Origin of the sequence: Desulfosporosinus sp. HMP52, assembly GCF_000765145.1 — a bacterium.
GTDB lineage: Bacteria > Bacillota > Desulfitobacteriia > Desulfitobacteriales > Desulfitobacteriaceae > Desulfosporosinus.
Genome location: NZ_JMGA01000074.1, coordinates 1 through 23,672, shown reverse-complemented (window position 1 = coordinate 23,672; position 23,672 = coordinate 1). Strand labels below are relative to the sequence as shown.

20 protein-coding genes and 1 pseudogene are annotated in these 23,672 nt (G+C 37.7%); 14 read left to right on the top strand and 7 right to left on the bottom strand.

Annotated elements, in window-relative coordinates:
* Positions 1 to 160: 160 nt before the first annotated feature.
* The gene (locus DP73_RS21330) at positions 161 to 964 is read left to right on the top strand and encodes a methyltetrahydrofolate cobalamin methyltransferase (RefSeq protein WP_034602399.1); all 804 of its coding nucleotides are present in this window, start codon (positions 161 to 163) and stop codon (positions 962 to 964) included.
* A 110-nt stretch (positions 965 to 1,074) separates the two neighbouring features.
* On the opposite strand, the gene DP73_RS21325 is transcribed toward DP73_RS21330, so the two are convergent.
* Positions 1,075 to 1,968: a CobW family GTP-binding protein gene (locus DP73_RS21325; RefSeq protein ID WP_034602398.1), complete on the bottom strand. Its 894-nt coding sequence runs from the start codon at positions 1,966 to 1,968 to the stop codon at positions 1,075 to 1,077.
* A gap of 432 nt (positions 1,969 to 2,400) precedes the next feature.
* Between DP73_RS21325 and DP73_RS21320 the strand changes: the two genes are divergently transcribed.
* The 6 genes from DP73_RS21320 to DP73_RS21295 all read left to right on the top strand — a co-directional run bounded on the left by DP73_RS21320 (position 2,401) and on the right by DP73_RS21295 (position 7,549).
* Positions 2,401 to 3,036, top strand: coding sequence for a corrinoid protein (locus tag DP73_RS21320; RefSeq protein ID WP_034602397.1), 636 nt, complete (start codon positions 2,401 to 2,403; stop codon positions 3,034 to 3,036).
* Between the two features lie 23 nt (positions 3,037 to 3,059).
* Entirely contained in the window at positions 3,060 to 4,460 is a 1,401-nt protein-coding gene (locus tag DP73_RS21315) for a methanol--corrinoid methyltransferase (RefSeq protein ID WP_034602396.1), read from the top strand.
* A 286-nt stretch (positions 4,461 to 4,746) separates the two neighbouring features.
* A complete protein-coding gene (locus DP73_RS21310; protein ID WP_034602395.1) occupies positions 4,747 to 6,066 on the top strand; it encodes a PocR ligand-binding domain-containing protein in 1,320 nt (439 codons plus the stop codon).
* Positions 6,067 to 6,107: 41 nt separating this feature from the next.
* Positions 6,108 to 6,752, top strand: coding sequence for a corrinoid protein (locus tag DP73_RS21305; protein ID WP_034602393.1), 645 nt, complete (start codon positions 6,108 to 6,110; stop codon positions 6,750 to 6,752).
* 118 nt (positions 6,753 to 6,870) lie between these two features.
* Positions 6,871 to 7,065: a hypothetical protein gene (locus DP73_RS21300; protein WP_034602392.1), complete on the top strand. Its 195-nt coding sequence runs from the start codon at positions 6,871 to 6,873 to the stop codon at positions 7,063 to 7,065.
* Positions 7,066 to 7,285: 220 nt separating this feature from the next.
* Positions 7,286 to 7,549: a hypothetical protein gene (locus tag DP73_RS21295; RefSeq protein ID WP_034602391.1), complete on the top strand. Its 264-nt coding sequence runs from the start codon at positions 7,286 to 7,288 to the stop codon at positions 7,547 to 7,549.
* 394 nt (positions 7,550 to 7,943) lie between these two features.
* Here the strand turns inward: DP73_RS21295 and DP73_RS21290 are convergent, their stop codons facing one another.
* The 3 genes from DP73_RS21290 to DP73_RS21280 form a co-directional block, all read right to left on the bottom strand.
* The gene (locus tag DP73_RS21290; protein ID WP_205623424.1) at positions 7,944 to 9,257 is read right to left on the bottom strand and encodes a hemolysin family protein; all 1,314 of its coding nucleotides are present in this window, start codon (positions 9,255 to 9,257) and stop codon (positions 7,944 to 7,946) included.
* A gap of 432 nt (positions 9,258 to 9,689) precedes the next feature.
* The gene (locus tag DP73_RS21285; protein WP_034602390.1) at positions 9,690 to 10,982 is read right to left on the bottom strand and encodes a hemolysin family protein; all 1,293 of its coding nucleotides are present in this window, start codon (positions 10,980 to 10,982) and stop codon (positions 9,690 to 9,692) included.
* A gap of 721 nt (positions 10,983 to 11,703) precedes the next feature.
* Positions 11,704 to 12,531: a tyrosine-type recombinase/integrase gene (locus tag DP73_RS21280; protein WP_081963121.1), complete on the bottom strand. Its 828-nt coding sequence runs from the start codon at positions 12,529 to 12,531 to the stop codon at positions 11,704 to 11,706.
* Between the two features lie 248 nt (positions 12,532 to 12,779).
* On the opposite strand from DP73_RS21280, the gene DP73_RS21275 reads away from it, so the two are divergent.
* Positions 12,780 to 13,454: a hypothetical protein gene (locus DP73_RS21275; RefSeq protein ID WP_034602388.1), complete on the top strand. Its 675-nt coding sequence runs from the start codon at positions 12,780 to 12,782 to the stop codon at positions 13,452 to 13,454.
* Positions 13,455 to 14,528: 1,074 nt separating this feature from the next.
* Here DP73_RS21275 and DP73_RS21265 read toward each other — a convergent pair.
* On the bottom strand, positions 14,529 to 15,065 hold the full coding sequence (locus DP73_RS21265; protein WP_034602386.1) for a DUF4256 domain-containing protein: 537 nt from the start codon (positions 15,063 to 15,065) through the stop codon (positions 14,529 to 14,531).
* 308 nt (positions 15,066 to 15,373) lie between these two features.
* Here DP73_RS21265 and DP73_RS21260 point away from each other — a divergent pair, with 308 nt between their 5' ends.
* The 3 genes from DP73_RS21260 to dsrJ all read left to right on the top strand — a co-directional run bounded on the left by DP73_RS21260 (position 15,374) and on the right by dsrJ (position 18,348).
* Positions 15,374 to 16,570, top strand: a complete 1,197-nt coding sequence (locus DP73_RS21260; protein ID WP_034602385.1) for a TIGR04053 family radical SAM/SPASM domain-containing protein — start codon at positions 15,374 to 15,376, stop codon at positions 16,568 to 16,570.
* A 187-nt stretch (positions 16,571 to 16,757) separates the two neighbouring features.
* On the top strand, positions 16,758 to 17,696 hold the full coding sequence (locus DP73_RS21255) for a helix-turn-helix domain-containing GNAT family N-acetyltransferase (protein WP_242865816.1): 939 nt from the start codon (positions 16,758 to 16,760) through the stop codon (positions 17,694 to 17,696).
* Positions 17,697 to 17,925: 229 nt separating this feature from the next.
* Complete coding sequence (gene dsrJ, locus DP73_RS21250) at positions 17,926 to 18,348, top strand: sulfate reduction electron transfer complex DsrMKJOP subunit DsrJ (RefSeq protein WP_034602384.1); 423 nt, start codon at positions 17,926 to 17,928, stop codon at positions 18,346 to 18,348.
* 158 nt (positions 18,349 to 18,506) lie between these two features.
* Here dsrJ and DP73_RS21245 read toward each other — a convergent pair whose 3' ends face one another.
* Positions 18,507 to 20,132, bottom strand: a complete 1,626-nt coding sequence (locus DP73_RS21245) for a ferredoxin--nitrite reductase (protein WP_034602382.1) — start codon at positions 20,130 to 20,132, stop codon at positions 18,507 to 18,509.
* A 256-nt stretch (positions 20,133 to 20,388) separates the two neighbouring features.
* Here DP73_RS21245 and spoVB point away from each other — a divergent pair, with 256 nt between their 5' ends.
* On the top strand, positions 20,389 to 21,966 hold the full coding sequence (spoVB, locus tag DP73_RS21240) for a stage V sporulation protein B (RefSeq protein ID WP_034602380.1): 1,578 nt from the start codon (positions 20,389 to 20,391) through the stop codon (positions 21,964 to 21,966).
* On the opposite strand, the gene DP73_RS21235 is transcribed toward spoVB, so the two are convergent.
* A complete protein-coding gene (locus DP73_RS21235; protein WP_034602379.1) occupies positions 21,937 to 22,512 on the bottom strand; it encodes a cysteine hydrolase family protein in 576 nt (191 codons plus the stop codon). The genes spoVB and DP73_RS21235 overlap by 30 nt on opposite strands.
* 151 nt (positions 22,513 to 22,663) lie before the next feature.
* Here DP73_RS21235 and DP73_RS21230 point away from each other — a divergent pair, with 151 nt between their 5' ends.
* Both DP73_RS21230 and DP73_RS21225 read left to right on the top strand, forming a co-directional pair.
* The gene (locus DP73_RS21230; protein ID WP_034602378.1) at positions 22,664 to 23,077 is read left to right on the top strand and encodes an Lrp/AsnC family transcriptional regulator; all 414 of its coding nucleotides are present in this window, start codon (positions 22,664 to 22,666) and stop codon (positions 23,075 to 23,077) included.
* Between the two features lie 221 nt (positions 23,078 to 23,298).
* Positions 23,299 to 23,672 (top strand): annotated as a pseudogene (locus DP73_RS21225) (spore surface glycoprotein BclB); the annotation flags it as partial.

The window sequence follows — 23,672 nt, the reverse complement described above, 5'->3', positions numbered from 1 at the left end:
AAAAATCCCTGTCATAATGCACAATTAATGACTAAAATTAAAAAAACCAACAAAATTCAAAAGAGTGTGAACTATACTACTTTGAGTTTTGGGTGTGAAAAAGTAATTCTCAGCATGTACCGGTCAACGGGATGCTAAACAAAGACGAGGAGGAACTAAAATGCTAGTTGTTGGCGAGTTAATTAATGCTAGTCGCAAGGCCATAGGGGAGGCGATCAGAGCCCAAGATGCTGCGTATATCCAGAAGATAGCAATAGACGAGTTTGAAGCAGGAGCAGATTATATTGATGTGAATGCGGGGATTTTTGTCGGCAAAGAGCCTGAATACCTGCAGTGGTTGGTTAAAACAGTACAGGAGGTTGTTAATGCACCTTGCTGTATCGACAGTCCTGATCCCAAAGCCATTGATGCTGCCTTGTCTGTGCACAAAGGAGTGGCTATGATTAATTCAATCTCCCTGGAGAAGGAACGATATGATGCTTTAATCCCGGTAGTTGCCGGAACAGACTTAAAGGTTGTGGCACTATGTATGAGCGATGAAGGAATGCCTGAAACAATGGATGCTCGGTTAAAAATAGCAGAGAAATTAATTGAAGGACTCGTTAAAAACAATGTTCCCTTAAACAATATTTATGTTGATCCACTAGTGCAGCCAATCTCGGTGAACAATACCTTTGCTGTAGAATTTATTAATTCAGTTGAAGCAATTATGACACGCTTTAAAGGGGTACATACCATGTGTGGATTATCCAATGTATCCTATGGGCTGCCGGTTCGGAAATTCATGAACCAAGCCTTTGCCATTATGGCCATTGGTAAAGGCTTAGATGGTTTAATAATCAACCCCTTGGATAAGATGATGATGGCCAGTTTGGTTACAGCAGAGGCCCTGGCAGGCAGAGATAACTACAGTGTTAATTATCTCAAGGCCTATCGCAATAAGAAATTCGATTTCTTAGGTTAGTTTTGCGTGTTAATTTAGAAAGATTTAATGGGCTGTAACAAAATTGAATTTGTTGACGGCCCATTTCTTTCAGTCTTGTTGGCGAGAGCGAACTCTTTCAGCTAATCAAATTAAACAAAAGCTGAAGCCAAAGCTTCTTTTGCTATACCCTTACCAATAAAACTTACAATTCCCTCTGCAACTTCACTCCCTTCCATGATTGAATATTCACCGGCAACATAATTAAACTCGAGGTACTGACTCCCCGTATTTATAATACCTTTTCCTCGTATAAGAGCTCCAAAATGGCCCTTTTTACACTTCTCTAAGATGTTTTTCAATTGGTCAAGGCTTAGGTTTTTCGAAGTTTTAAGTCCTAAGGAATCAAAGTTATGGCTTAAATATTGTTTAGGACGGTTTGATACACAATTATAACTACCATTGATTAATTCTTTTATATCTGTTGTCGATAATTGTGCCCAATCTTTAGTGACAAGGTGGGCAGTCTCGTTGAGTGATTTTAATGAGTTCTCAACGTGAACAAGATCATAGTCATTAACAAATTGTACTTTGCTTAGGACTATGGATGAAGCATGACGGATTTGATTCTTAAAGAATTCTGAATAGCCCTGAATATTCTTTGAAAAGTTTTGGACGTCAACCACAGTAGTGACTGAGTTAATAAAACATTTGCCGGAGATTTCAAAGTCCTTAAACACATCAAAGATTTCATCCAAAATAAAGATCCCGGAGGGTTCGAAAATAATCCGATCGATCTTTTGACTCAATAAATTTTTAAGAGTAAGCAGAAAATCTCCCTTAAGCTTACAGCAGACACAGCCATTGGATAATTCGTAAACCTCGAATCCTTCGATTTCCAGCAGCTCTCGATCTACGTTGATTTCACCAAAATCGTTTTCTATAAGGACGATTTTTTCACAAGTATCCAGTGAATGTAGGATCCGTTTTACTAAAGTTGTTTTACCGGCTCCTAAAAATCCAGAAACAATATCAAATTTAACCATTTATTCTATCCCCCTATAATCCAAAAATATCACTTAGTATCATTGATGTAAGCGTAATGATAATTCCACAACTATACCATGGATTATTCTGTATTATTGGGGACTTTTCGATTAGATTTAGAGGGCTAGATAGTCCCATTTTCATAGTTTTCCTTAAAACAATCACCAGGGAACAGGGAAAGATTTATCAAGATAAAACAAAATCGTCCATGGTAAAGGAAGTCCTGAAAAGACTACAATATTAATATAACAACAGTCAAAACATTTAGAACATTCAAACATCTAAAATGATTCTGGAGTGAGAATAAGAGCGAGGTGAAAAAGAATCAACCATTTAATTAGTGACTTGGTAATCTCCTATATGAAAGCTTAACTGACTGAACCATGAGTCTAAACCAATAGTGAAGAAACGTTTACAGAGGAGGATATATAATGTTTGATTTTTCAGGATTAAGCAATGCTGTCATTGAAGGTGACAGTGACCAAGTACAGGCAAAAGTCAATGAAGCCATTAATGCAAAGGTTGACCCCTTAGTCATCATTAATCAAGGACTTATCGGTGGTATGAATGTCGTTGGACAACGCTTCAAGGTTAATGATATGTTTGTACCAGAAGTCCTGATGTCGGCTCGCGCCATGAATGATGGTATCGAATTAGTTAAGCCATTACTGGCCGGTGGTGAAATGACCAATAGAGGTACAGTGATTATTGGAACCGTAAAAGGAGATCTGCATGATATAGGCAAGAGCTTAGTCGGTATGATGCTTGAATGCTCAGGATTCAAAGTGGTTGATTTAGGCGTTGATATTTCTCCTGAAGAGTTTATTAAGGCTATTAAAGAAAATGACGGCAAGGTATTAGCGCTTTCCGCCTTGTTAACAACCACAATGTTGTCCATGAAATCAACCATTGAAGAATGTGTTGCTCAAGGTATGCGCAATGACATTAAAGTAATTATTGGTGGTGCACCTATTTCTCAAGAGTTTTCCGATCAAATTGGTGCAGATGGATATGCCGGGGATGCTGCAGCTGCAGTTGAACTAGTTGCTAAATTATTAGCGTCTTAATATTATCAAGGGGAGGGAATATTGTGGCTAATCTTCAATTTACTGAACTTGCTTATAATGACTTAAATGAGTTTATATATGGTCAGGCTAAAAAGCCTGTCGTTTGCAGTAATGGTATGGTCATAGGCGGGGGTACTGTCTATCCGGAGGTAAATCTTACCTTGCCGACCATGTTAATTGATGAAGAAACTATGCCTAAAGTATTATCCCAGTACGAGGAGATGATTCACGGGATTTGTTCAAAAGCCCATGAGCTTCTTTCGCCAGGGATTATCATTGAGATAGAACTGCTTCCTCCGTGTACCTTTAATCCACAATGGGGGATTGATGTCACGAAGGTTGTTAAAGGTGTCATGAACGAGTATTATACAAAGTTCGGCCTGAAAAGTCTTCTGAGGATGACTGTTGTTGATGTTCGTGAAGGAAAGACCCTTACTCATATGTACAAGGGAGAACACTGGGATAATGTTGTTAATACCTTCAGAGGGTGTGCTGAAGCCGGGGCTGACTTCTTGGCCATTGAATCCATTGGTGGAAAGCACCTCCACGATGAAGCGGTTATGAACTGTGACCTGCCAAAAGCTTTATTTTCTTTAGGGGTAGTAGGATGCCGAGATATGATCACTTTATGGGATGAAATTGTCAAGATTGCTGCAGAAACAAATTGCATTCCCTCCGGTGATACTGCTTGCGGCTTTGCTAATACTTCTATGGTCATGGCGCACAAGAATTTCATCCCGAAGGTCTTTGCAGCCATTGACAGAGTTATGTGTGCTGTCAGAACTTTAGTTGCCGTAGAGCGTGGTGCTATTGGACCTGATAAGGATTGTGGCTATGAAGGTGTATACCTCAAGGCAATCACAGGAACACCCATTTCTATGGAAGGAAGAACTGCTGCTTGTGCGCACTCAAGTTCAGTTGGAAATATTGCAGCTTGCTTAGCAGACTGCTGGAGTAATGAGTCTGTAGAAAATGTAAGATTGTTGGGCGGAATGGCTCCTACTGTCTACATTGAGCAGCTTATCTACGACTGCCGAATCATGAACGTGGCAGCTTCCCGCGGGTCAGCTCTGGAAATGCGAGATATTTTAGCGGAATCGGATAGAATGTTTGATCCCCAAGCTTACATCCTGGATCCAAGTGTGGTTCTAAGGATCAGCCAAGAGATTATCAAAGGAAAAACTCACTTTGAACGGACAAAAATTGCTGCTACTGCTACTATTAAAGAATTGCGCTCTGCTTTCCAAGAGGGTTTACTGCAATTAGATGCTAAAGAATTAAAATACTTAGATATATTGGAAAAACAATTAAAATCTATTCCTGATGATGAAGCTGAATTTACAAAAATGATGCTAAAAAATAGTACTATTGATAAATTCGATCCAGCAAAGTACGATTTTAACATCGACTCTGCAGCAAAATAACTTGCTGGCAAGGCGGTCGTTACAAATTATTTTTCTAAATATGAATCGCTAAGAGCTTAAATAGTTAATGGCGCCCTTATCTTTGGTTATTTACCTTTAGTACCGAAGATAAGAGTGCCCCTTTGAGTTTATTTTAAATTAAAGGTAAAAGGAAATCTTTACTTGTGTTATAATATTAATAGAATATTTAGCTTAATCCGCATTATCTTCCCAAAAACTTGTATTCAAGAGTTGAATGAATAAGTATTTGCTCAGATACGTGTAAACTGGATTTGGAGGTGGTAATGTGAATCATAGTGATGTTAATCAAGACAAAAAGGTACAATGGCTTGAACAATTAGTTGGACGAGATCTTTTAGACAAAATGCTGTGTTCATTTTCCAAGTCAACGGGATTAAAAGCAATTCTTGTAGACAACAAAGGAAATACGCTTATCTCCACTGACCATGCTATTAAGGACTGCGATTTTTGCCAAATGATAAAATCGGATAGCAATGGTGCTAAAAAGTGCCAGCGCTCTTATGCCCGAGCTTGTATTGAGGCCTCGAAATATGGAGAACCCTATATTTTTCGGTGTCACGCAGGTCTGATCATGTGGGCAGCACCTATTTTGTTAGATGGATACGTAGGATCAATCATTTGCGGACAGGTTCTTATGTGGGAACCAGAGGACTATTTTCTGGAAGAGATAGAGGAAATGGTAAAGGGGCTTCATATAGATATTGCAGCTGTCAAATGGTCAGCCTCTCAACTGGAGATTATGTCTAGTGACAAGGTGCAAGCGGCGGCAGACTTGTTGTTCGTTGTAGCCAACCAAGTCATGCAAAGCGGAATGACTGTCTTAGAGCAACGAAGGGAAATTGCTGCTCAGCAAGCCAGACTAGCTGAAGAAATCCAAGCTCGCAAACGGGCAGAAGTTGCTATGAGTACGATTGAATCTAGATCTAACAGGATAAATTCCTTAGAGAAAGAGCAAGAACTTAGAACCATGGTGCGAAACGGAGAAAAACGAGCTGCTGAAAAACTTCTAGAGAAAATATTGGTAGATATATTCGCCAAAAGCTCCGATCATCTTGATACACTTAAGACAAGAGTTATGGAACTCGTCGTTATAATATCGAGGGCAGCAGTGGATGGGGGAGCTGAACTAAGTGAGGTGCTGCAGCTAAACGCAATATTCTATCAAGAATTACATGATATACCTTCATCAGATGAACTGTGCCTGTGGACCAAAAAAATGTTAGAGTCTTACATGAGCTACTTAGAGAGTAATAAAAATCAAAAGAACTTGCAAGCAATCCAGAAGGCGGCAGAGTATATTCGGAATAATTATCGCAATAAACTGACAATCGATGATATTGCCCAGGCTGTTTATTTAAGCCCCTGCTATGTAAGTAGAATCTTTAAACAAGGTTTAGGTTGTACGTTAATGGAATATCTAACCCAGGTGCGGGTGGAGGAAGCAAAAACTATGCTAAAGAACCCGAAATATAACGTGATGCAAGTTGCTGAAGAAAGCGGGTTCGAAGATCCCGGCTACTTTACCAGAGTATTCAAGAAGCTTGAGGGAGTTACACCCAGTCGGTTTAAACAACATGCTTTATAAAAAGCACTTGATGACTAACATACCAAGGAGAGTGAGGGAGTATGGTAAGGTCAGAATTGGAATTAGAATCAATCACCAAAGCTTTGATTAAAGGGCAAGCCAACCGAGTTAAGACCCTGACTCTTTTGGCTATTGAAAATGGTGTCAATCCACAAAGAATTTTTCAACATGCCCTACTGCCTGGTATGCAAACAATAGGCAGTCAATTTAGAGACAATACAATCTATATATCTGATGTACTTATAGCTTCCAGGGCAATGCATGCAGGCTTGCATGTTTTAAAACCTATTTTTTCAGAATCACAGCACTCCTCACTTGGTAAAGTGGTTATAGGGACCGTAGCAGGAGATCTGCACGATATTGGCAAGAATTTAATTGTCATGATGTTTCGCGGCGCGGGGTTAGAAGTAATTGATTTGGGTATAGACGTTCAAACAGAGGAGTTTGTTGAAGCAGTAAACGAACATCAACCGGATATTTTGGCCATGTCTGCAATGCTCACGACGACGTTACCTATGATACCTGAAACAATCAGAGAGCTAGAACGTCATAAGCTTCGGGATAGTGTTAAAATAATAATCGGCGGAAATCCTGCGACCCAGGATTTTGCCCAGGCAATTAAAGCAGATGGGTATGCAGGAGATGTGTTTAAAGCTGTTGATTTAGCATTGCAGCTTGTACAGTAATGATTGAATAAATGGTGCTTATCGAATAATACGATATGTGCTTATGATAGAGCTAGGAGAATCTTTACTTAGACTGTAGGGGACTCCTAGTTATTTTGTTGTGTGTTGGAGGTGTTAAATGGGATTACCAATTGCATTAGCAATATATCTTGTAATACCATTACTGGTATTTTATAAAATAGTTAGGAAGATAGGGGTTAGCGATAGGCATAGGGTTATTCTTTTCTTGGCTTTAATCGTAAGTTTTAGTATAGTAACCTACTTCTTATTTCAAGACATTGAATATCAGGTTAACATGAATATAACGAAATAGAGTAGGAACGGAATTTCATCTATAATAGAAATAGTCCTAAGACTTAAAAATTGCATGTAGATAATATGGTAATTTAGACGAGCTCAATAAATGAGCTGTTTCCTGATTGTTCGAAATATGGCCTGGTAAAAGCTTGGAACTTGGAGTGATAACTTCTAATTTATAAGAATTCAAGATAATAAAAATATAGTATGTTGGTTAATAGAAGGGAGGTGTGGAAATGTCAGATTTCTTAGAAGGTATAAAGCGAGGCGCAAAAGCCTTTAAAAGCTCTTTAGGTCCCAGCCGATATGAGGCTGCTAATATCAAAATTATCTGCCCTCATTGTCAAAATGATATTTTTGAAGAAGGATCTGCTCAATTGAATACAGCTGGTGCTAGTTTCTTTAATCTAGATTGGTTAAACAAATCTGCAATGATTTTAGTATGTACTAGGTGTGGATTAATTCAATGGTTTGGAAAGTCAATAGAAAAGATTGACTAAGGTTTAGGATGCCGGCTTTGGCCGACATCCTAAACCATTGGAACGGAACGGACTTATTACAAATCGTGAATATTGTGGTTCTTGTGGGAATTATTAAGCTACTTCTGGTTAATGAGCCACTTTAGATTATTTCACTAAGTAGGATAATGCGAAGCTGGGATTCGGAACATCTTCAGGGAGATGAAGACAATTGAGGACAGAGAAAAGGGGCTTCTGCGACGTGCGTCTCATCGGGATTTTATCCGACGATGTGCTTTGGCACAGCAAAAGCCCCTACTCAAAAGCTCATCACCCCAGTTATCTTTTGACCGTTCGCACCTGGCTAAGCGAAATTTTACTTTCCCAATTCTTCCTTTCCTTAACCTTGTACTCGTTCCTTACCTTTCAAACTGCATTATTTAACATCGTGTACTTCATTGATTGTACTTTCGCGAGATTTCTTCATTACCTTCACCTTGGTAATTCTAAATCCCATAATCTCCATAATTTCAAACTTAATTTCATCAAAATAAACGACATCCCCTTTGGCGGGTTTTCGACCTAACCTAGAGAAAACATATCCTCCAATGGTAGAGACTGTTTCATCCTCTAATTGAATGTCTAGCATTTCTGAAACTTCGTCCATCAAGACACGTCCATTAAGCAAATATTCATTATCAGCCAATTTCTGAATAGAAGGTTGTTCCAACTCAAATTCATCATAGATTTCTCCGACTAATTCTTCAAGCATATCCTCAATGGTAACCAGACCCGCTGATCCCCCAAATTCATCTACGACAACGGCCATGTGAGTGCGTTGACTCCTCATTCTTTGTACAAGATGCGAAATCGGCATACCCTCTGGAACGGCAAGGATATCCCGCTTAATCTTAATAATATCCTTCTCGCCCGACTGTTCCTGAAGGCGGAGGATGTCACGCATATGGACGAAGCCCAGAACATTATCTTTATCATCATCACACAGTAGATAACGAGTATGCCCATACTTTTTGATGACTTCAAGAATCTCCTCAAATGTGTCCTGTATGAAAATGCATACCATATCTTGCCTTGGTACCATAACTTCACTTGCGTTACGATCCGAAAATTCAAAGACGTTATCCAACAGTTTACCTTCAAATTTATCCAAATACCCGTGCTTTTGACTGGCCTCTACTAACATTCGTAGTTCTTCTTCGCTATGGGATAAATCAGCCTCATTGGCTGGTTCAATTTTCCAGATACGCAGCACAAGGTTAGCTAAGCCATTAAGCGACCGAATAACTGGATAACAAACCCAGTAAAAGGTTTTTAAAAAACCTGCCGTAGCAAGTGCTGTACTCTCCGCTTTTTGAATTGCCAATGATTTGGGAACAAGTTCACCCAATACAATGTGTAATAACGAGATGATTGAAAAGGCTATTGTTATAGAAATAGTATGAGTATAAATGGAGTTCCAACTAGCTATTCCAGCAAACAAGGGCTCGATTAGGGATGCAATAGCTGGTTCACCAATCCAACCTAAACCCAAAGAAGAGAGAGTAATCCCGAGTTGACATGCGGAAAGATATGCATCAAGGTGCGAAGTAACATCCAAGGCTGTATGTGCTCTCGGCGACCCATTCTCTGCCAGTTCTGCTAAACGCGTCTTCCTCACTTTAACTAATGAAAATTCAGCTGCCACAAAGAGTCCATTTAATCCAACTAATAAGAAAGCAATTAATATCATTATGACACTCCCGAGTAGACCTTCGATGATTCTTGTCCTCCTTTTATTCCTAGAAGCCTTATAAGGTGTCCTTCTAAATAGTTTGATAGAGAATCATTATACATGATTCTTTTGTTTAAATGTTAACCATTTAGCATAATAAATGTAAACTATCTCCCTCAGGAAAACTGATGCGCCAGGAACCAGACCACCAAGCGGCAATTTTCTAGAAAAAAGAGAAAGCTAGTAACGCTATTCAAATACAAACTTTTGAATAGCGTTACTAGCTTTGTTTATTTTCCTTCGCCAGACTATTTATTTTTATCCAACTATGATTTAAACGTGATGTATCTCAAACAAATACTTTTGATCTTCACTATACTTTCTTGGGTCAGTTACCTAATAAGATGTATAGATAAAATCACTAAACACGGATGACGAATGTCAAAGAGTTTATATTTTTATAACTTCTAAATAATGAAGCTGATGCCCATCTTTTTGATGTACTTTAAATAAGTATCCATCGGTTTCAATTTCAGAACCTATCTTTGCTTCGATGTTTCGGGTCAAGAACCAGCCACCTATGGTATCAACATCTTTGTGGTCAAAATCTGTACCCAGTAAATTATTAACATCCTCAATAAGTAATTTAGAATCTAAGATGTAATGATCTTCCTTGATTTTTTGAATCTCTGGTACTTCGTCTTGGTCAAATTCATCCCTAATTTCACCGACAATTTCCTCAAGTATATCTTCAACTGTCACTAAACCGGAAGTACCACCGTATTCATCCATTAAGATGGCGATATGGGTGCGTTCTTTTTGCATTTTTACAAGTAAGTCATGAATAGGGATGGTTTCAATAACACGAATAACAGGATTAATGAAATTCTGCAAATTCATATCTTCAGGGCTTATCCCGCTTGTTAGATTGGCCGTTAAAAACTCTTTGACATTTATGAAACCGCGAATATTGTCTTTGTCCCCTTCTAAAACAGGATAACGTGTATAATTTTCTGTTTTGATAATACTCAGAATATCCTCAAAGGTATCGCCAATCGAAATGGTGACGATTTCCGTACGTGGTACCATGATTTCTTTAGCAATTCTTTCATCGAACTCAAAAATATTGTTCATGTATTTTAACTCGTTCTTATTAATCTCCCCGCTTTTAAAACTTTCCGTTAGCAAAATCCTCAATTCTTCTTCAGAATGTGCTATTTCATGTTCGGATGCTGGCTTCAATCCAAATAGCCCAACAAGGACACGTGCTGACCCATTTAAAAACCAAATGAACGGATACATTATTTTGTAAAACCAGATAATAGGTCCTGCAAATGCTAAAGTAACTGCTTCTGCTTTTTGAATGGCAACTGTTTTAGGCGCTAGTTCACCAACGACAACATGTAGAAAAGTTACTAACGCAAATGCAATACCAAATGATAAGACATGCGTAAGTGATTCATTTAGTTCAAAATACGTAAACAATGGATGCAATAGTTTTTCAACTGTAGGTTCACCAAGCCAACCTAAACCTAACGCGGTAATTGTGATTCCTAATTGGCAGGCCGATAAATACTCGTCTAAATGAGTGACTACTTTCTTAGCGGCCTCTGCTCTTTTATTTTCTTCAGTAATAAGTTGATCAATTCTGGAAACACGGATTTTGACAATAGCAAATTCAGTTGCCACAAAAAATGCCGTCAATACAATTAATAAAGCGATTAATAATAAATTAATGTTCATTAAAGCAGTCTTACTTGGAGCAAGACATACACCTCCTAAATATTTGTTATCTTTTTGAGTCTGATTTCCATGTATGAAACCATGATAAATTTAATCAATTCCAGGGCAATAAGAATGCTGCAACATAAGATAATGCCGTTGTATTTAGTACTTTTCTAAACTCCATGCTCCCTCATCGTTCTAAAATCCCTTATACAGCATTTAAGTTTCTCTCGCTTTTCTTGCATCAATACCCAGGCAAAGTAATTACCTAAAAGGCTACTATAGAGATAGTTGGTAAAAATATTATACCAAACCTGTTGGATTGTATGCCTAACCTCACGTAATACCTCACCAAGTATTGAACTTGACTCAAAAAATCTAGAACTAAGCATTAATACAATAATCAAGGGTATTAGTCCTGTCAAATGACCTATTACAAACCTTCTTATCCAGAAATAAAAACAGCCCTTTCGGACTGTCAAATACTAACGGAGGCGCAATGACACTAAATACATAAAAACCTCCTCCACTAAAGTAAACCAAAATAGCTGTCATAGTGATTGTTCAACAACAGAAATATATGCCAGGGCAGACAGCGAGATGAAACGTAAAGCTATTGAAAACGCATATCCGGATTTAGTGCCAGACGGACTGCCAAACTGGGAAGAGGACGGTAACTTAATGAGATGGTTAAATTCACTTTGTGAGTAAAAGATTATGGGGAGTGTTTTAACATAAATTAAGCTGATTTAGAAGATTTTTGTGTTATACTCCCCATAATCTGAGGCTCTACATAATGGCGAAGCTTATGGGCCGATATAGATTTAGGATCAAGCCCAGAAGAAATGATATATTTCTTAACTACATTTTGGATTGCCCTTGTTGTCATTTTAGTTCCCCTTCGAGAAATAAATAAGGCGTTAGTGGTTAGGTTACTAGAATTTCTTATTTGCAACCAATTGTTAATCGATCTTTTGACGGCAGGAGTCAAAAAGATTTTGCGTTCTTTATTCCCTTTACCGATAACGCGAATGACCTCATTATCAACCTGGTCAAGACTAAGACTACCAAGCTCAGATAAACGCAATGCACAATTTAGGAAGATCGTGATAATGCAATGATCTCTTGGTGATTTCTGACTCTGAGTGAGGACCCTGACGGATTCCTCTAAACTTAAGTATTTTGGTATCCTCTTAGGAAGCTTTGGAGTTTCTAATTCTTCCGCAATATTGTTTTCAATAAGATGAGCCTTAGTTTTAAGGTATTTCCAGAATTGACGGATCGATACAATTTTTCTTGCCCGTGTACCAGGGGCAGCATGGAGTTCATTTTTGCAATAAGTAATAAAGGCATACATATCGTTTAATGATATTGACCGAACAAAGTCAATGTTAACTAATGAGAAATTGCCATTTAGAACAGGTGTATTACGCGAATGCATTACAAAGTTTAAAAACATCAATAAGTCTGTGCGATACTCCTTAATCGTATTTTCTGAGCGTCCCTTTATAACGGTTAGATACCCTAGATACTGTTCCACCAATTGACAAGTCTTGTTTGATTGCATAATTAATCGCTCTCCTTTCTAAGTATTGTTGACAAATTAGTGAGGAGAGTGATTTTACTTTATACAAAAAATACTAAAGGGGCGGGCTAATATCTTTGACCGCCCCATCAGTAGGACAATTAGAAGTAAATAACTCCGTTACTGAAAATAAATGTATAAGTAAAATAAAGGTAATAATCCCATCGGTCACGAATATTTTGTATATGGTTTAGTCCAAATTAGTTTTATATAAAGAACAGAGGGAACATATGAGAAAGGTTTCTATATATCAAAATATCAAAGAAAACAATCTTAATCGATTATTACTGCTTGTTGGAAAATACAGTAATAGAATGTCCTTTGCAAGATATTATGAGGGTAAACTTACTGAAGAAGAATTTAATCAATTGCAAATGGAATATAAAGCATCAATTCTTGAAGAAGACAAAAAAAACAGACTACATTATAAGGAAAACGTGAATGGATATAGAGACAGAATTAATAATTTCTGTAGAACTGATATGAACGTCGAAGAATATGCAGAAAAATATTTTAATCGACTTCTGGAACAAGATATTATGAGTTGTAATTTAAATTATGAGAGATTTGAGAACGGGAAATATGAATCGTATAAAAGAACTAGTGCCGATTTTTTATATGTGAAGTATACAAGAAAGACACCTGTAACCAGGGGGCCAGTCTTTGAAATGTGCTTTTTTATGATAGGTGAAACCTATCGCAAATTATTGTTAAATATGAATAAGTTATTTGAATTCCCTTATCAAATTGAAGGTGGAGAATTTGAAGACTTAACCTTTTATATAGAGGAAAGATTATTATTAGCGATTTGTTCTCATGAACGTTTTGCATATATGAATTTAGAAGATGACGAATACCAGGAATTCTTAAAACTTGATATTTTAAGTGATTTTACGGAAAGATAAAAACGTTGAATTAGCATGTATGTAGTATGCCGGAACCTGGAACATGGACGTTAGTTCTAGGTAAGAAGGAACTTCCTCAAATTCTTAAACCCATTAGAATGGGTAACCCGCTCAATGATAAATCATATGATAGCAAGGATGGTTGATGTGATTTATATGGGGCTAAATTTTTGTAGGATTCTAACAATTGTAACGATAAAACGGTAGGCGAAAGTACATAAGATTAGAGTGTAAGGGGAGTGGATGATTAGACGTGGTTCATATATTGATATATATTGTTCTTCTGTATGCACTTCCCTCATTGATTTGGTTTCAATTCTATAAAAGTAAGTCTTTAAAGAGGAAATGGATTAAATTTTTAATGCCTATACTTAATGCTTTATTTTGGATGGGTGTTTTTTTAGCTCAGATCGATTCAATACAGTCAAAAAGTACATTTGAAGCCAAATGGAATTTGTATTTTCATAATGACGGGTCAATAGTATTTTACTTTTTAATAATACCTCAAATAATAATCGGAACAATTGCGCCATTAGTCATCTTCGGAATTAATAAGGCAATACATTTCATGAGAGGGATAGTGGCAACGATAACAAGATAAATTTAAATTAAACAAGAAGCTTCAGATATTCTATAGAAATAAAAGAAAAGAACCTTTTAGTTTGAGCTTCCGATTTTTCATAGACTCTTCAGTAAGATGCCGTCACTCCGCTGACTCAGGAAGGGCGGCATCAGTAGGATAATTGGAAGGTGGGCAGTTAGCCTGATGCCTTTGATTCTACATAAATGCACTTATAAATTTCAAATACATCCTTTGATAACATTGTTTTGGTACCAGTGCGTAATATCCTACTCATGCGTCACGTCATAAGAAATGAGTTCAGTTACTCTTTACAATATTTCAACAACTTTTTTGAAATTCCTTCCATAAATACCATAAAAAATATGCCGAGGACATATTTAACCATCTTCATTTGAACTTCCAGTTATTCTTATACTGGTAACAATCAGTAGGATAATGGGGAAGCTCATTTGAAAGTCAGTTGTTACGGGTATGTGGATGATTTTCATAATTTAGGCCCTTAGCGAGCCGCGAAAACCTCTGGCAGCATAGTAGGATTCTGCTCCATTGTGGTATACAAAGACAGTCTCGTAGCGACGATCACAAAAGATTGCGCCACCGAGTTTTCGAATATTAGCAGGTGTTTTCACCCAGCTCGATGTTTTTGTATCAAAATTTCCAAGTTTCTGGAGCTCCCTGTATTGTTCTTCCGTTAAAAGCTCAAGGCCCATGGTAGCAGCCATAGCAATAGCGTTATTTTTGGGTTTATGTTCTTTCCTTGTCTCCAGTGCTTCACGGTCGTAACAAATACTTCTGCGGCCTTTGGGACTTTCTACTGAACAATCATAAAAAATATATTCGCCCGTCTTTTTATCATGACCAACAACATCTGGTTCACCGCCAGTTCTTTCCATTTCGTTGAGTGACCACAGCTTTTCAGTGTTAGCTTCCAGTATTGCTTGTACTTTAGCCCATTCAAGACCTTGATGGCGCTTCATGTTTTTCTCAAAACGGGCTTCTAATACTCTAAGTAGTGCTAAGTTCGACAAATTTAGTTCCCCCTTACTGGTTTAGACACAATAGTTTAGGTATATCCGTAGTTGTTTCGGATATACCTTTTATTAAAAATACGTTTTGAATAGTAGCTATGTCAAAAATTCAATATCTAATTCCGTTCTGATTTAGAAAGTTCTATATTTCCAAGCAAATGTAATTACACAGCACACCTATGTTAAGGAATTTGTATAATTGAATGTTATTCCTTATAGCGGTCTTACTTTATTTCATCAATGGACTTTGGCCATATTTTTGTGTAAAATCTTTATTTAGAAAACTAAAATGGATTGAGTGATTTGCGATGGAAAATAAAATGAAAATTGGTGGACATCCTCACGGAATCGGAGGACAACCGCACGGTAAAGGTGGTCATCCAGGTGGGCACCCAGGAATGAACGTTGACTACGATAAGAACCCGTTCATCGTAATCTGGGAAACTACTCGTGCATGTGGGCTTAAGTGCCAACACTGTCGTGCAGATGCGCAACCTGATCCGCACCCAGAGGAGTTAACCCACGAGCAAGGTATTGCGCTAATCGATGAAATCTACGAAATGGACAACCCGATGCTAGTTTTCACTGGTGGGGACTGCATGCTTAGAAAAGACCTTTTTGAATTAGCAGACTACGCTATTAAAAAAGGAATGCGTGTTTCGATGAGCCCAAGTGCTACTGTTGAAGTAACAAAAGAGCGGATGGACATGGCGAAACAAGTTGGGATTTCTCGTTGGAGTTTCTCAATTGACGGTGCAGATGCTAAGACCCACGATGCTTTCCGTGGAATCGATGGAACGTTTGATTTAACAATCGAGAAACTTAAATATTTGAATGAAATTGGTATTTCTCACCAAATCAATACTTGCATTAACAAAGCAAACTTACACCAACTTGAGCAAATAGCGGAATTGATGAAAGAGTTGAAGACTTCGGTTTGGTACATTTTAATGATGATTCCGACTGGACGTGCGTCAATGGATGATTGCATAACAGCTGCTGAGCACGAGGTAGTATTCAAGTGGCTTTACGAGTTAAGTAAAAATGCGCCTTATGATATAAAAACAACTGCTGGTCAGCACTATCGTCGTGTTGTATTCCAACAACGTGCTAAGGAAAACGGTACTACAGGTGATGAAATCACTTTCGAAGGTACTAAGACACGTGACATGGCTCAGTTCATTGACGGTTTAGCAAGAGCACCAAAAGCAGTTAACGATGGCAATGGTTTCATCTTCGTATCACACACCGGTGACGTTACACCAAGTGGATTTTTACCTTTAGTAGTTGGAAACGTTAAGGAAAATAGACTGCGCGACATCTACCGCGAAAGCCCTATTTTAAAAGACTTACGTTCACCAGATAAGTACGAAGGTAAATGTGGTATTTGCGAGTACAACAAAGTTTGCGGTGGATCAAGAGCACGTGCATACGGCGCAACTGGAAACTATATGGCATCAGAGCCATTCTGCGTGTATACTCCAGAGAAGATGAGAAAGAAATAGAATTATATTGTGAATGCCTGCGATTTTCGTGGGCTTTTTTGTGCTATTTAGGGTCGCGAGTAAGAATAATTGGAACGAAAAGAGTGGCTTGGAAAATGAGCATAGATACTAAAATAGTTGACAAAGTCAAATAAAATATTAAAATATATTATAATTATAAAGTGTGAATTAATGAGGAGGATGGTCCATGGTGAATTCGCGATATATGACTTTGATACATACTATTCGAAGATTCAATCGTTTCTACATTAATATTCTGGGATTACTAGACAAGCATATATATGAAAGTGAATTTTCGCTTGCGGAAGTTCGGGTTTTATACGATATTGGACATACGGAAGATTGTACTGCTAAGAAATTGATAGAAGAGCTAAAAATAGACCCGGGCTATCTGAGCAGAATAATAAAACGCTTTGAAAATGATAGCCTTATACACAGGGTACAGTCCCCCGAGGATGGTCGGTTATATTATCTTTACCTTACAGATAAAGGTAAGGATACTCTTTCAAAGTTGGATGACCTGTCAAACGATCAAATCTATAAAATGATCAACTGTCTACCGGAACAAGATATAAAAAGCGTCGTAGAAAGTATGAAAACTATCGAAAAGGCGCTCTCCGAAAAACCTATAATAATTAGAGATAAGATTATAATTCGCAATGAATTGAGACCGGGAGATGTGGGCTACTTAATTCATCTCCATGGCTGGATTTATGCTCAAGAATGTGAATTTAACTATATGTTTGAAGGCTATGTCTGCAAAACCATTTTTGATTTGTTTAACAATTACAACGTAGAAAAGGATAGATTCTGGTTTGCAGAAGCGAATGGTGAAATGATCGGTGCTATTGCTATTGTCGGACAATCTGCGAATCAGGCTCAGTTAAGATGGTTCATTCTCCATCCATTATTCAGAGGAATTGGCTTGGGAAACACCCTGCTAAATGAAGCTATAAAATACTGTAAGGAGAAAGGATATAAGCAGGTATTTCTGGTGACTACGGATGACCAAGAAATCGCGACCAAAATGTATATGAAAATAGGGTTTAGGAAAATAGCGGAACACGAAAATATGGTGTGGGGAAAGAAATTGATTGAACATACCTATGAGTTCAGTTTACCGTAAAGAAGACTGGTATGGCAGTAAAGTCATAAAAGCGGCTAAGGATTATCCCTTAGTCGCTTTTATGCTAACTTAGTAAGGTATGACGTCCCTAAAGCAAATCCAGCTACATAATACACTCCACATTTAGAGATAATAGATTCAAAGGTGGCATAAAGACGTAGTCCTGGGTTCCTTGAGAAATCTGAGTAATGGGCCAGGTATCCCCACCGGAAAAGGAGGGTATGGAATAATGTTCAAAGGCGGTAAAATAATTGCGGGGCTTATTATCGGTGTTGCTTTACTGAGCATACCTTTCTTTTATAATTTAGGGAAGCCTAACAAGGCGCCAGTCATAAATTTGGATACTCCAGCAATCAGGCAGCTAGAGGTTAAGGAGTGTATAGAGTCAACGGAATTCATGAAGGCTAATCACATGAAGCTTCTGTACCAATGGCGAGAAGAAGGCGTGCGAGATGGAAAAACGGAGTATATTAATAGTAAAGGGAAGGCATACAGACTTAGCTTTCAAACCTGCTTGAACTGTCATTACAACCCAGGTGTAAAAACCTCTGATCAATTCTGTGTATCATGCCATAATTACGCAGCTGTAAAACCGAATTGTTGGGAGTGCCATTTACTGCCGGATCCTCATCCCGATGAGAAGAAACAGTAAATAATACAATATCCTAGGATATTCCCAAAAAAGTAAAGGCCTCCAATGGAAGCCTTTATAAGAGGAAATAGAAAAATTTTAACAAAGTAACTGATATTCATTCATATAAAGAAACCTATAAATAAACGTGAATATAGAGTGCACTACAAGTGGTACTACTAAAAACAAGCTAATTCACTTAGAGATTCTATATAGGGATTAAGAAGTTCCTGAAAGGCTTCAGTTCCAAACCTTGAAACAAACTCATGAAAGGACTCTTGGAAACGCCTTTGTGTTTTGTAAAAATTAATAAAGTCCTCAAGAACCTGATGAACTATATCGGATGAGACCGCCCCTTGGAGCATGGTTGCAAATCCATTACTAATTCCGAGGCTTCCGCCAATTAGTAGTTCGAATTTCTCGACGGTCCTACCATTTAACTTCTCAAGTGTACCTCTTAATCCAATATCTGCAATTTGTAAATGCCCACAGGAATTCGGACAGCCATTAACATGGATTCGAAGTGGAGTATCTAACGTAATCTTTTTATCAAGAGTTTGTGCTAATTTTATGGCAAACTCTTTTGTTTCGACTAAAGCCAAATTACAGAATTCATTTCCTGTACACGAAACCGTGTATCCCACAAAGGGCTTTGGATATGGTGTAAAACGCCGGATAATCTTTTCCGCTAGGAGGGCTGCTATATTTTGAGTTGGTATATTTGCAAGCAATAGATTTTTAGAAAGACACGTCCGAATGGAACCATCTCCGTACTTATCTGCACATTCCGCAATTTCAAGTAGGTCTTCAACAGATAACCGACCTAGAGGTACGGATAACCCCACATAGTGGAGTCCTGATTGTTTTTGAGGATGAACACCGTAAAAATACCCAGCATTCCAGCCACGAGTTAAGTCAATTCCAGTTGTTTCAAGAGGGCCAGTTAGTTTCAAAAGTTCAGTTTCAAATTTAGCTTTTCCCCAATCCGCTAAGAGAAATTTAAGCCTCGCGTGACGACGATTCTTTCTATAACCATAATCCCTATAAAGAGTTGCAACAGCAATTGAAACTTTTAACACTTCATGAGGATGTACAAATAAATTCAACTTCTGAGCAAGATGAGGTTGTGCCGATAAACCACCGCCTACATAAACATGAAATCCGTTACAATCGTTTTTGCCATCGTTTTTAACCGCCGGTGTAAAGGCTAAATCGTTGATCTCAGCATGCCCAACGTTATAAACATTTGTTGAGATCGAAATTTTGAACTTCCTCGGGAGATTCGAAAACTCTCTGTTTCCCTGAAAATATTCGGAAACCTCCTGTACAAGTTCCCGAGTATCGATTGTTTCATTTGGATCAATACCGGCGAGGGGATTCCCAATAATTGTTCGAGGACAGTCTCCTTCGGAGCCAATCGTTTTCAATTGGACTTCATTCAAGATGTTCATAACCACAGGAATAGTTTCTATCGTTAGCCAATGAAACTGGATAGCTTGACGGGTTGTCAAATCCAGAATTCCTCGACCAAAATCTTTAGCGATTGTTGCTAAGACACGTGCTTGATCCGAATTCATGACTCCACTGGGGATTTTAACCCTCATTAGAAAATATCCAGCGTTCCGTGGTTTTTGGATATTAACTCCTGCCCATTTTAAGAGATTACGCTCTTTAAGATCAATTGAATCAAATCCGGATTCTTGGTACTTAGGAAGTTTTTCAACCATATCTAAGCCATCGTTTACTAGCTTTAGTTTTTCAAAGTCGCTCAGTTCATTATTATCCTTTACCCAGACTTTGTTCAAAATTAATACCCCCTAAACCAAGAGAAATACTTGGATATATTCATATAGTGAAGAGTACTATAAAGTTGAATATTTGTCTAGATCTAATAAAGGGATTGTCCTAAGTAAGTTTTTGGTAATCCTTAGTTTGACGTTCAATTATCTTCGTTTTCTGCTACCAAAAAAGTGATGCGACAAATTGAAGCTTATAAAGTGTTAATGACCGGACAATTGAATATACATTAAACCTAATCCTAATTCAGGAAGGTTTATGCATATGAAGAAACAAAGTTTGGTAAAAGGAGCATTTGTTCTAACCCTAGCTGCCTTCGTCACTAAACTATTAGTACTCGTTAATTCAATTGTTCAATCCAGAATCCTTGGGCCTGAAGGAATAGGCATAAAAATGATGGTTATGCCATTAATGGGATTGATGATTACACTGACAACAATAGGGTTACCTATTGCTATTTCTAGGTTAGTGGCGGAAGCCGATGCTCAAGGAAATGGAGCTAAGGTCAAAAAAATTCTAATCGTGGCTTGTGCTATAACAGGAAGTCTAAGCATTGTAGTTGTTTGTTTATCTGTTTTCTTGGGCCAGATAGGTTCAGCATATTTTTTAACGGATCAGCGCTCTTATTATTCATTTATGACTTTAATTCCCATCATTCCCATTGTTGCAGTTTCGGGTGTCCTCAAAGGGTATTTTAGAGGAATGCAGACTATGAATCCTCTTGCTTTATCTCAGGTTATTGAGCAAATTGCCCGAATTGGTTTTACCTATTATTTGGTTATGCGCTTGATTCCTTTTGGTATTGAGTTTGCGGCAGCAGGAGCTGTTCTTAGTAGTGTCTTGGGAGAAGCACTCTCCCTAGTATATTTAATAATTTCCTTTAGACTGTCACATCACACTAAATTTCGTTTTCCTCTTTGGAAGAAGGTAATGAAGGGAAGAGACATATTCATTGAATTATTATCGACAGCTCTGCCTACGACAGGCAACGGATTGATATTTTCTGTATCCAAGGCAATTCAACCTATTATTATTACTAAGAGTTTAGCTATAGCAGGATTTACCTCTGTGATGATTGCTAAAGACTATGGAATGTTAACCGGCTTTGTCATGCCACTGTTGTTTTTCCCTGGTTTTATCAACCAGTCTTTAGGAGTTACTTTAGTTCCGGCCATTAGTGAAGCGAAGGCTAAAAATCATCTTAAGTTAATTCAGCGCAGATTATCTCAAGCAATGTGCGTCGCGCTTGGCGTTGGGGTTCCTAGTACAGCGCTTTTGTATCTGTTTGCCCAGGAATTGATGACTGTGATCTATAAATCTCCCCAGGCTGCACCTTTCTTGAAATTCATTGCACCATTCTTTTTATTTCAGTACCTGCAAACTCCTCTGCAGTCTGCTTTAGTAGGATTAGGTCATGCGAAAGCGGCCATGCTTAATAATATGATCTCTAAAGGAACGACCCTTCTTCTGATTTATCCTTTGTCTGCGAACCTTAAGCTGGGAATCTATGGAGTAATCTTAGCGATAAGTATAGGGGTCATCTTAGAAACTTTATTGCACATTTTCTCCGTGATTAAATTAATAGGATTTGATGTGAATTATTTCGATATGATTAAGATCTTAGTGGCGGGAATAACCATGGGTTTAGGGGGGAAGCTTGCGTTCGTTTATATCAATAATAGTGAGCTGAAATTAGGGATAGCAGTCTTAATAGCCTTTATATTTTCAATCTGGATTTATTTTATGATACTAATTAATATTAAGGTGATTCGACGCAAGGATATCCTTAGAATTCCTTTGATAGGGGAAAAATTAGCAATATTGTTTCCTGGTGGACGATGATTTTATCTCTTTTATCCAATCATTAGTAGAAATCACCTTAGAGAATCGCATAGCTTGCGTAACAAGAATGGCATTGTGAAGTTCCTTCGCCGTTATTTTTCCTGCATAATTTGAAACATCCATAGTACCGGTGGCATCTGACAAAAATTCAACTGAGAAACCGAGATGAACTGCCTGTCTTGCAGTCGTATCACAGCACATCTGAGTCATGTATCCGCAGATGACAACTGTATCTATATCCATTTTCTTCAATAAATTTTCAAGTTCGGTATCTGTAAAGCTTCCTGGTAATTTTTTATCAATAATGCATAAATGTTCTTTTTTGAGGAGCTCCTCAAGAATATGCCACCCTCTAGTGTTTTTAACAAAAGTAGTAGCATTCTTTTGCGGTGCTTCATGTCTGATTAGAATTACCTCTATTTTATTTCGATTGGCTTCATCTACCGCTTTAAGGACATTATCGAAACTACCTGCGGGATACGTAACCGGCATCTTTCCCGTAAAGTATTCATATTGTACATCAACCACTATTAATGCTCTTTTCATTCTTAATTCCTCCAAATTCTTTTCTTATTTTTTTTTCGAATTGTGTGTATTCCTGCAAAGTCCGTTGCTATAATTATTATACAGACTAATGTAATTGGGCCGGGAAAGTATCGGACCTTTTTTGCTTTCTCCAGGAAAGGATTTAATAAAAATGCTTGATAATACAGACTTAGAGATTCTAAAACTATTAAAATCAAACTGCAAAATGCAATTTAGAGATATTGGCGAAGTAGTTCATTTAACCGGGCAAGCGGTTTCCAATAGAATTTCAAGAATGGAACACTTAGGAGTAATTAAAGGTTATACCGTTTTGCTTGATAAAAAGATGCTTAATAAATCCTTAACTGCTTTCATAACCATTTTTATGAAAACGACGGATCATGAGGTATTTTGCCAATTCTTATCTAATAGTGAATTAGTATTGGAAGCTAATCGGATCAGCGGAGAGGGATGTTATATGCTAAAAATCCAAGTTAATTCACAGGAGGATTTAAATGATTTTTTAGATTCCATTTTGAAATATGGAAATTACCGAGTTAATATTTCTATCGGAAAAATCAAATAGAGGGTGTTTAAGTAGGTATAGTTATATCCTTGAATTTGGAAGGGACGTTCTTGACTGAGTTAGAACTCAGACAGAAGAACCGTCCCTTTGTTCGTTAAATATGTTTTTGTAATTTTTTTAACATAATATGTAATATTCAATAGAATAATACAAAGTGTCGGTTATAGGTTCAGAAGTAATTGTTTACAAAATGGTTATATATGAGACGGAGGAGAGATAAGGTGGCAGAGCTAACAACTGGTATAATAGAAAATCCCCTAATCAGCGAGCTAAGAGAGACCACTACTTTCACAGTAAAAATTGCAAATGATGATACAGTGGATGGGAATATTCAGATAGTTGGTTTTTATATTTTAGGGACTACTAAGATAATGTATGTACTAGAAGAATTTGTTTTGGCAGCCGGTGACGTTGCTACTAGAAATTATTTTGCAAATTTCGATGCATTCGAATTTCAGTTTGTTACAAGTTCTAATGCCATAAAGATATCCGCTTGGGGAAAGGATTCAGCAGGGAATTTAGTCGCAGCACATCGTGTGTTACCTGCTGAGTTAGATCCGTTAGAAGAAATATTAGGAGCCACGGGAGCAACAGG

Bases quoted from the DNA above. Each gene is read 5' to 3' on its own strand.
- DP73_RS21330 (WP_034602399.1), top strand. From the start codon at position 161: ATGCTAGTTGTTGGCGAGTTAATTAATGCTAGTCGCAAGGCCATAGGG.
- DP73_RS21325 (WP_034602398.1), bottom strand. From the start codon at position 1,968: ATGGTTAAATTTGATATTGTTTCTGGATTTTTAGGAGCCGGTAAAACA.
- DP73_RS21320 (WP_034602397.1), top strand. From the start codon at position 2,401: ATGTTTGATTTTTCAGGATTAAGCAATGCTGTCATTGAAGGTGACAGT.
- DP73_RS21305 (WP_034602393.1), top strand. From the start codon at position 6,108: ATGGTAAGGTCAGAATTGGAATTAGAATCAATCACCAAAGCTTTGATT.
- DP73_RS21300 (WP_034602392.1), top strand. From the start codon at position 6,871: ATGGGATTACCAATTGCATTAGCAATATATCTTGTAATACCATTACTG.
- DP73_RS21295 (WP_034602391.1), top strand. From the start codon at position 7,286: ATGTCAGATTTCTTAGAAGGTATAAAGCGAGGCGCAAAAGCCTTTAAA.
- DP73_RS21290 (WP_205623424.1), bottom strand. From the start codon at position 9,257: ATGATATTAATTGCTTTCTTATTAGTTGGATTAAATGGACTCTTTGTG.
- DP73_RS21285 (WP_034602390.1), bottom strand. From the start codon at position 10,982: ATGAACATTAATTTATTATTAATCGCTTTATTAATTGTATTGACGGCA.
- DP73_RS21280 (WP_081963121.1), bottom strand. From the start codon at position 12,531: ATGCAATCAAACAAGACTTGTCAATTGGTGGAACAGTATCTAGGGTAT.
- DP73_RS21275 (WP_034602388.1), top strand. From the start codon at position 12,780: ATGAGAAAGGTTTCTATATATCAAAATATCAAAGAAAACAATCTTAAT.
- DP73_RS21260 (WP_034602385.1), top strand. From the start codon at position 15,374: ATGGAAAATAAAATGAAAATTGGTGGACATCCTCACGGAATCGGAGGA.
- DP73_RS21255 (WP_242865816.1), top strand. From the start codon at position 16,758: ATGGTGAATTCGCGATATATGACTTTGATACATACTATTCGAAGATTC.
- dsrJ (WP_034602384.1), top strand. From the start codon at position 17,926: ATGTTCAAAGGCGGTAAAATAATTGCGGGGCTTATTATCGGTGTTGCT.
- spoVB (WP_034602380.1), top strand. From the start codon at position 20,389: ATGAAGAAACAAAGTTTGGTAAAAGGAGCATTTGTTCTAACCCTAGCT.
- DP73_RS21235 (WP_034602379.1), bottom strand. From the start codon at position 22,512: ATGAAAAGAGCATTAATAGTGGTTGATGTACAATATGAATACTTTACG.
- DP73_RS21230 (WP_034602378.1), top strand. From the start codon at position 22,664: ATGCTTGATAATACAGACTTAGAGATTCTAAAACTATTAAAATCAAAC.